The organism is Pseudomonas sp. CM27, from assembly GCF_013179515.1.
Classification (GTDB): domain Bacteria; phylum Pseudomonadota; class Gammaproteobacteria; order Pseudomonadales; family Pseudomonadaceae; genus Aquipseudomonas.
Genome location: NZ_JABMCN010000286.1, coordinates 1 through 7236, shown reverse-complemented (window position 1 = coordinate 7236; position 7236 = coordinate 1). Strand labels below are relative to the sequence as shown.

General features: G+C 62.2%; 8 protein-coding genes. 5 read left to right on the top strand and 3 right to left on the bottom strand.

Annotated elements, in window-relative coordinates; all coding sequences use genetic code 11:
• Positions 1–162: biotin/lipoyl-containing protein (locus HP547_RS25640; RefSeq protein WP_172288200.1), on the top strand; the 162-nt coding region annotated here is incomplete at its 5' end.
• Between the two features lie 192 nt (positions 163–354).
• On the opposite strand, the gene HP547_RS25635 is transcribed toward HP547_RS25640, so the two are convergent.
• Both HP547_RS25635 and HP547_RS25630 read right to left on the bottom strand, forming a co-directional pair.
• Positions 355–966 carry a LexA family transcriptional regulator gene (locus tag HP547_RS25635; RefSeq protein WP_172222178.1) on the bottom strand — a complete coding sequence of 204 codons (612 nt, stop codon included), beginning with the start codon at positions 964–966 and terminating at the stop codon, positions 355–357.
• Between the two features lie 83 nt (positions 967–1049).
• Positions 1050–1715: a LexA family transcriptional regulator gene (locus tag HP547_RS25630; RefSeq protein ID WP_172222192.1), complete on the bottom strand. Its 666-nt coding sequence runs from the start codon at positions 1713–1715 to the stop codon at positions 1050–1052.
• A 130-nt stretch (positions 1716–1845) separates the two neighbouring features.
• Between HP547_RS25630 and HP547_RS25625 the strand changes: the two genes are divergently transcribed.
• Together HP547_RS25625 and HP547_RS25620 are read left to right on the top strand one after the other, a co-directional pair.
• Positions 1846–2157 (top strand): DUF6124 family protein, encoded by a 312-nt coding sequence (locus tag HP547_RS25625; protein ID WP_172222175.1) that lies wholly within the window; start codon positions 1846–1848, stop codon positions 2155–2157.
• Positions 2158–2592: 435 nt separating this feature from the next.
• Entirely contained in the window at positions 2593–3108 is a 516-nt protein-coding gene (locus tag HP547_RS25620) for a DUF4880 domain-containing protein (RefSeq protein WP_172288198.1), read from the top strand.
• A gap of 236 nt (positions 3109–3344) precedes the next feature.
• Here the strand turns inward: HP547_RS25620 and HP547_RS25615 are convergent, their stop codons facing one another.
• Complete coding sequence (locus HP547_RS25615; protein WP_172288196.1) at positions 3345–4295, bottom strand: LysR substrate-binding domain-containing protein; 951 nt, start codon at positions 4293–4295, stop codon at positions 3345–3347.
• Between the two features lie 146 nt (positions 4296–4441).
• Between HP547_RS25615 and HP547_RS25610 the strand changes: the two genes are divergently transcribed.
• Together HP547_RS25610 and HP547_RS25605 are read left to right on the top strand one after the other, a co-directional pair.
• Entirely contained in the window at positions 4442–5617 is a 1176-nt protein-coding gene (locus HP547_RS25610) for a M20 aminoacylase family protein (RefSeq protein ID WP_172222162.1), read from the top strand.
• Between the two features lie 25 nt (positions 5618–5642).
• Positions 5643–6959: an MFS transporter gene (locus HP547_RS25605; protein WP_172222157.1), complete on the top strand. Its 1317-nt coding sequence runs from the start codon at positions 5643–5645 to the stop codon at positions 6957–6959.
• Positions 6960–7236: the final 277 nt, after the last annotated feature.

Here is a 7236-nt window from a genome sequence, read left to right as displayed (position 1 = left end):
CCGGGGCAGGTGGTAGAAGCGGGTACTGCGCTGGTGGTGCTGGAGGCCATGAAGATGGAGCACAGCATTCGTGCCCCGCATAGCGGGACGGTGAAGGCGTTGTTCTGCCAGGAAGGGGATATGGTCAGCGAGGGGACGGTGCTGGTTGAACTGACAGAGTAAAGTAAGCTGGGGCAACTTGCTCAAACGTTGAAGCTTGCACCATCACTGTGGGAGCGGCTTTAGCCGCGAACACCGGGGTGGGGCATTCGCGGGTGAACCCGCTCCCACAGGGACAGCGCAATGCTTGAGGTTGGCACCGTACTTGTGGGAGCCCCGCTTGCCAGCGATGGGCTGCGCAGCAGCCCCGGCATTCTATAAGGCCGCGTGCATCCGCACGACCACCCCCAGGAACTCACAGCCGTCCTCACATAATACAGTCGGGTAGCGCGTATTCAGCGGTTTGAGCATCTTGTCGCCACCCTCCTCGACCAACTGCCGCAACACTGGCGGCCGACCCGGCTGCCGTGCAATGACCAGCCTGCCTGGTTCTGCCGGCAGGCCGGTATCCACAAGCACACGCATACCCTCAGGCACGCTCTTGCCACTGGCGGCATTCATCGAATCGCTCTCCACTACCAGCCAGAACGCATTACCTGCGGGCATGTAGTCCGTCTGTTCGCGAGCCTTGCTGGTTTCAGGCAAAGGGCCCTGCAAGTCAGACCAACCCAACACCGGGAAGCGGAAACTCGCATAGAGCGGCGCTTCAGGCACAATGTCACGCTCAACCACCATGACTTGGGCCTCCAGAAACACGAGCCCTAGCTTCTCGAGCTTTTCATTGATGGTCTCCAGCGTGGGCCGCCGCGTGCCACGCAGCCAATGGCCCACGCCGCCCTGAGTCATGCCCAGACGCTCGGCCAGTTTTAGCTGGCTGAGTTTGTGATCGCGCTTGTAGCGTTTGAGAAATGAGTTCCAGCTTTCCATAAGGGCACAGTACGGTTCAGGCTTGCGCCACACCTGTAGGAGCGGCCTTGTGTCGCGAAAGGGCTGCACAGCAGCCCCGGCATCTAGAAGGCCCCATGCACTCGCACGACCACACCTAGAAACTCGCAACCCTCTTCACACAGCAGTGCTGGGTAGTTGCTGTTCAGCGCCTTCAGGTACCACTGGCCGCCTTCCTCGGCCAACTCGCGGAAAATCGCCGGTTTGCCTGGCTGACGAGCGATCACCAGACGCCCTGGCCCAGCCTCTACCCCAGGATCAACCAGCATCCGCATGCCCTGCGGCACACTGCGGCCACTGAGGGCGCTCATCGCGTCATTCTCAACGGTCAGCCAGAACGCCTTGCCCTTGGCCAGATAGTCCGTTTGCTCGTACACAACAGGCTCTTCGACCTTTGCAACATCTGGCTCATCCCAACCCAGTACCGGGTAGCGGAAACACACAATGTATTGCATGAGGTCCAACTCTGCATCGTCGTCATCGACTTCGTAAACGCCTCGCTCCTCGCCAACCCGCCCCTGGACGCGCAACTGCAAGCTGACGTTGTAATGGGGCATACCAATTTCGACGAACGTGCGGTTCATCGACTCGATCTTCGGCTGACGCCGCTTGTTCACCCAATGCCCCACGCTGCCTTGAGACACGCCAACGCGCTCGGCAAGCTGCTCTTGAGTGAGCCCTAGCTCCTCCATCCGGTCACGGACGAGGGCAATCCATTTATCCATATTCATCGCTGGCACGATACGGACTGCCTTCTAGCGCTCAATAAACATTCAGTATTATTTACTCGAAAGCATAAAAATACTCTAGGTATTAGTATCGACCTGACCCCTTTCCCTACTGGCTCTAGCAGGTATCAGGATGAAACCACCGAAAAACGACGAAACAGATCTGGACAGCGAAGCCGCCCGCCGCGCGCTGGACTACTACCTCAATCCCAACCCGCCTCGCCCCACCCTGGACAACAGGATCTGGACCCTGCACGAAGGCGTCACCGGCGACCAGGCCCAGGAACACGCCATCGCCCTGCTGCGCTGCGCCGCCGCCACCGCGCAGGAAACCGCCACCCATCAACAAGGCAGCCAGCGTGAACTGACCTTCGCCTTGATGCACATGATGGATATGGCACGCGCACTGCTGGAGCACAAACGCGCAGTGGACCCGGGTTTGTAAGGAGAAAAGAAGGGAGAAAACGTGATAGCCGCGTAACGGCAAAGGCCCCGATTGCCGGGACAAGGAAGCGCGCCGGTAAAACTTTTTTACCGGATTAGCGAAAATTCATTTGACTGGCAAATGATAACGATTATTATTGCACTCAGCTGATCGCGAGATCCGCTGGATAACCTGGAGCTTAGGTCGCTCTCAGATTATCTCCTCATCAGGCTAATCACGGTTTTTGACCCGGCTTTTTGCCGGGTCTTTTTTTTGGCTCTTCAGGCTAATGAAGATCGTGATGGCGCGCATGATAGCAAAGGTGTTTCAGGGCGTGAACGCTCGTTACAAAACTTTGCGGAATCAGCACTTGAGAATCAATCTCGTTTAACCTACGCTGATGACGCGTCAAGGAAGATGCCCCCACCCCTCCCCCTTTCAAGCAAGGAGCTGTCCATGAGCCGCCTGCTGCTGCCTCTCGAGCACCCAACCACGCTTGCCCAGGACGATGCCGATAACGCATTGCTGCACGCCCTCAAGCGGCTGCCACGGCGCGTGCAGCAAGTATTCCTGCTCAACCGCCTGGACCAGCTGGACTTCGCCATCATCGCCGCCCGCCTCGACCTGCCGCTGGCCAGCATCGAGCGCAACATGGCCCAGGCACTGCAGGCCGGCCGCTCGCGTCGGGACGTGCTAGCCAGTGTTGCCGGGCAATGGTATGTGCGCTTGCAGAGCCCACAGGTAACTGCGTGCGAGCGCATCGACTTTCGCCGCTGGCTGGATGCGGACACGGCGAACTTGCAGGCGTTTCACGACACCGAACTGCGCTGGCGCAGCCTGCTGGCGCCCGCACGGCACCTGGGCCACGACGGCTGGTACCGACAAGGCCGGGCGGCGCTGTCGCTGGGCGGCTGCTCGGTTGCGGTCGGGCTTGGTGTGGCGGCGTTGCTGCTGTTCGGCTTGTGGGCCTGATAAGCAGAAATCCCGTTCGGATTTGCACGCGTGGCTTACGCGAATATTAGGATAGGTCGCGGCTGCTCCGCCGTGGTAGTGCTGTCTTGAAGATGTACAAGCCAATCGGCCGCCGAATCCTCCTATAAAATTGCAGGTTTTTTACCCGATGTCATTCAAGCCGCGACCTCGGCATTTGGATAAAGGAACGCGGGTTAAACGCAGCCCGATAGCTGTCAGCCGTTGTCCGCACTTTCTCAGAAACTCAGCCTGAGCATGTCAGCCAAGCGCCGATCGCCGCCATCGCACGAGCGGCAGCACGCTTTCAGCACTTGCTCCAGGCAACGCACCAGGGACTGCGCAGCCGGGTCCAGCGCCTGGTCGCGCAAGTGGATCACGCTGATGTCACCCGGCTCCAGCGGCTGGTCAAGGCTCAGTGCCCGTGCCCTGCCGCGCAACGGCTCGCACAGCAGCATCGGCTCGGGCGAGTACCCCAACAGGCCGCCGTCTACGATCAGGCTGCTGAGCATCGCGCTGGACTGCGCACAGACGATGCGCCCCGGTTCGATACTCAAACCGTGGCGGCCAAACAGTTGATGTATCAGCGCATGCTGGCCCGCCTGGGTGAAGTTCATCACCCAGTCCTGCTCCAGCAACTGTTCAAGCGAGTGGGCTGCCTGCAAGGGATGGTCGATGCGCGCCACCACCCGCATGGGATAGTGGGCCAATACCCGATGGCTGAACTCCTGCCCCGGCAGGCCACTCGCCGGGCCAAGGGCGAACTGCATCTGACCACTGCGCAACAGTGCCAGGCTGACGGCCTGCAAACCTTCATACAGCTCCAGCTGGACCGCCGGCATTTGCTGGCGAAACGCTTGCAGGGCCGCACCCAGCAGCGTCTGTCCGAACCAAGGGGTAATCCCCACACAAAGACGGCTTGGCGCCTCCCCGCGCAGGCTGGCCAAGTCACGCTGGGCCTTTTCCAGCTGGCTGGCGATCTGCCGCGCGTGCGGCAGCAGGGTCAGCCCAGCCGGGGTCAGGCGCGCGCCGCCGGCATGGCGGGCCAGCAAGGCCAAGCCTTGCTCCTCTTCAAGTTCGCGCAGGGCGCGGGTGATAGCGGCCTGGGACAGATCCAGGGCCCGGGCGGCCGAACGGATGCCACCGTGGTCGGCCACGGCGAGCAAGGCCTGTAGCTGATGCAGCTTCACGAAAAGTCTCCTGCCTGAACACCAAGGGTCGTCATGACAACATTTTTGCGGCTTATGCACCGTCAACACCGGCGCTAGGGTAGAGCACGAGGCCAAGGCCGCCAACGGGCAGCGCAGTGTCGCCTCGCAGACCAGGAAAGAACAATATGCCTATACCCTGCATCGCCCCCGGCATCGCCGCCATCACCCCGGCCATGGTCGAACTGCGCCGGGCTATCCACCGCCAGCCCGAACTGGGCTTCGAAGAATTCGCCACCAGCGCCCGCGTAGCCAGTCACCTGCGCGAATGGGGTTACGAGGTTGATCAAGGCATGGCCGGCACCGCCGTGATTGCCACCCTGCGCAATGGCCAGGGCCCCACGCTCGGCCTGCGCGCGGAGCTGGATGCCTTGCCAATCACAGAACAGAGCGGGCAGCCGTGGGCCAGCAAGGTGCCCGGCAAGATGCATGCGTGCGGCCATGACGGGCATACCGCAATGCTGCTGGCCGCTGCGTGCGAACTGGCCCGGGAGCGCCATTGGCGAGGCACATTGCACCTGTTCTTCCAGCCCGCCGAGGAAGGCCATGGAGGCTCCGGCGCCAAGCGCATGCTGGATGAAGGCGTGTTCGCGCGCTTTCCCTGCGACGCCATCTACGCCCTGCACAACTCGCCCGGCATGCCCGTTGGCCAGTTCGGCGTGCTCGCCGGGCCGCGCATGGCTTCCACCGACAGCGTCACCATCGTTCTCCACGGCAACGGCGGCCACGGCGCGATGCCGGACCGGGCGATCGACCCGATCGTGGTAGGCGCTTCGCTGGTGCTGGCACTGCAGACCATCGTCTCGCGCAACGTACCCCCCAGCGCAACCGCGATCATCACCGTGGGTGCCTTTATTGCAGGCGATGCTGCCAATGTCATACCCGGCCAGGCCGAGCTGCGCCTGAGCGTGCGCGCACTCGATGCCAGCGTCCGCCAGTTGCTGCGCCAGCGCATCCAGGCCTTGGCCGAGCACCATGCGCAGAGCTACGGCGCCAGCGCCGAGGTGAGCTTCGGCGAAGGCTACCCCGTACTGGTCAACACCACGCAGGCCAGCCAGCTGGCCGAACAGGTGATACGTGACTGGCTGGGCGAGGAAGGCCTGGCAGCGGGCCAGAAACCGATCTGCGCCAGTGACGACTTTGCCTTCTGGCTGGAGCAAGTGCCGGGTTGCTACTTGTTGATCGGCAATGGCGAAGGCAGCGGCAGCTGTGAAGTACACAACCCTGGCTACGACTTCAACGACCTGGCACTGCCCCTGGGCGCGACCTTCTGGGTGCGACTGGCGCAGCGCTTCCTGGCCTGACCGCCACCGCAAGAGAGCAACAACGATGACAACAAAAACAACAGACTTCGCCATCGAAACCACCGCCCCACAACCCGGCAAGCGCCGGGCGATCGCCGCGATCTGCGTGGGCAATGCCCTGGAGTTCTACGACTTCCTGGTCTACAGCCTGCTGGCGACGCTCATGGCCAGGCTGTTCTTCCCGTTCAGTGACCACCCGCTGATCCCTTTGATGCTGTCGCTGGCGGTGTTCGGCACCGGCTTTGTCATGCGCCCGCTGGGTGGCCTGGTGATCGGCCTGTATGCCGACCGCGTCGGGCGCAAGGCAGCCATGCGCCTGACCCTGTGGCTGATGGCGATCGGCTCGCTGATGTTTACGCTCGCACCGACCTATGCCCAGGCAGGCTTGATCGGCCCGGCGGTGGTCATTGCCGCAAGGCTGCTGCAAGGCTTTGCAGTCGGCGGGCAGATCGGCACCTCGACCACCATGCTGATGGAATACGCCGACAAGCACTCGCGGGGCTACTACTGCAGCTGGCAGACTTTCAGCCAGAGCCTGGGGATCTGCCTGGGTGCATTGATGGTCACCCTGCTGAGCAGCGTGCTCAGCCCGGCAGCCATGGACAGCTGGGGCTGGCGAGTGATATTCGCCATGGGCATCCTGGCCATCCCGGTCAGCGAGTACATCCGCCATCGCCTCGAAGAAACACTTGCCCACCGCCAGACTAGGCGAAGCCACGCCTCGGTCTCGCAAGGCAAGCAGCTGGCCATGCTGATGCAGCACCCACGGCAGATGCTGGCAGGTGTGTTGCTGGTGATCGGCGCGACCGTGCCGATCTACACCATTCAGTTCTATCTGGCCAACCATGCCATTGGAGTGCTGGGCATGCCGCTGTCAAGTGGAACCTGGGCGGCCATCGTCGCCTGCCTGCCGCCGCTGCTGCTATCGGCCCATGCCGGGCGCTTGAGTGACCGTATTGGTCGGCGCAAAGCGATCTTCTGGCCATTGCCGGTGCTACTGGTGGCGATCTATCCGGCCTTCCTGATGCTCAACCAACACCCCAGCCTGGCGGTGCTGCTAACAGTCGTGTGTCTGTTGAGCATCCCGCTGACCTACACCATCGTGCCCAACCTGGCGATCCTGCCGGAGCTGTTCCCCACCCGTATCCGCGCCAGCGGCATGTCACTGGCGTACTGCATCGGCGTGGCCTTGTTCGGCGGCTTCGCCCAGCTGTTCGCCGCCGGGCTGGTCAGCCTTACAGGCAACCTGAATGCACCCGCCTTCTACATCATCGCGGCCATCCTGCTGTCGCTGGTCGGCCTGAAGCTGGCACCGGAAACCGCTGGTAAAGAGCTCGACTGATTACCCGGCTCACGGACGAGCCCTCCCCTTTTTCGGTGTTCGCGGGTTTTCTGCTCGCAGGGCACCACCGCGCCCAGAACAAAAACAACAGGTGAACATTCATGCTCCATCGCCATGCCACACTGCTGTGCACCGCCCTGCTGGCCACCGATGCCATGGCTGAAAGCCAGGGCGTGATCGAGGGCAGCCAGCTGGAGCTGCGCAACCGCAACTTCTATTTCAACCGCGACTTGCGCAACCACGCCAGCAACGGCCAGGGCAACAACGCTGCGCGCCC

What these genes read in the sequence shown, in the direction of transcription:
- HP547_RS25635 (WP_172222178.1), bottom strand. Translation starts at nt 966, where the DNA reads ATGGAAAGCTGGAACTCATTTCTCAAACGCTACAAGCGCGATCACAAA.
- HP547_RS25630 (WP_172222192.1), bottom strand. Translation starts at nt 1,715, where the DNA reads ATGAATATGGATAAATGGATTGCCCTCGTCCGTGACCGGATGGAGGAG.
- HP547_RS25625 (WP_172222175.1), top strand. Translation starts at nt 1,846, where the DNA reads ATGAAACCACCGAAAAACGACGAAACAGATCTGGACAGCGAAGCCGCC.
- HP547_RS25620 (WP_172288198.1), top strand. Translation starts at nt 2,593, where the DNA reads ATGAGCCGCCTGCTGCTGCCTCTCGAGCACCCAACCACGCTTGCCCAG.
- HP547_RS25610 (WP_172222162.1), top strand. Translation starts at nt 4,442, where the DNA reads ATGCCTATACCCTGCATCGCCCCCGGCATCGCCGCCATCACCCCGGCC.
- HP547_RS25605 (WP_172222157.1), top strand. Translation starts at nt 5,643, where the DNA reads ATGACAACAAAAACAACAGACTTCGCCATCGAAACCACCGCCCCACAA.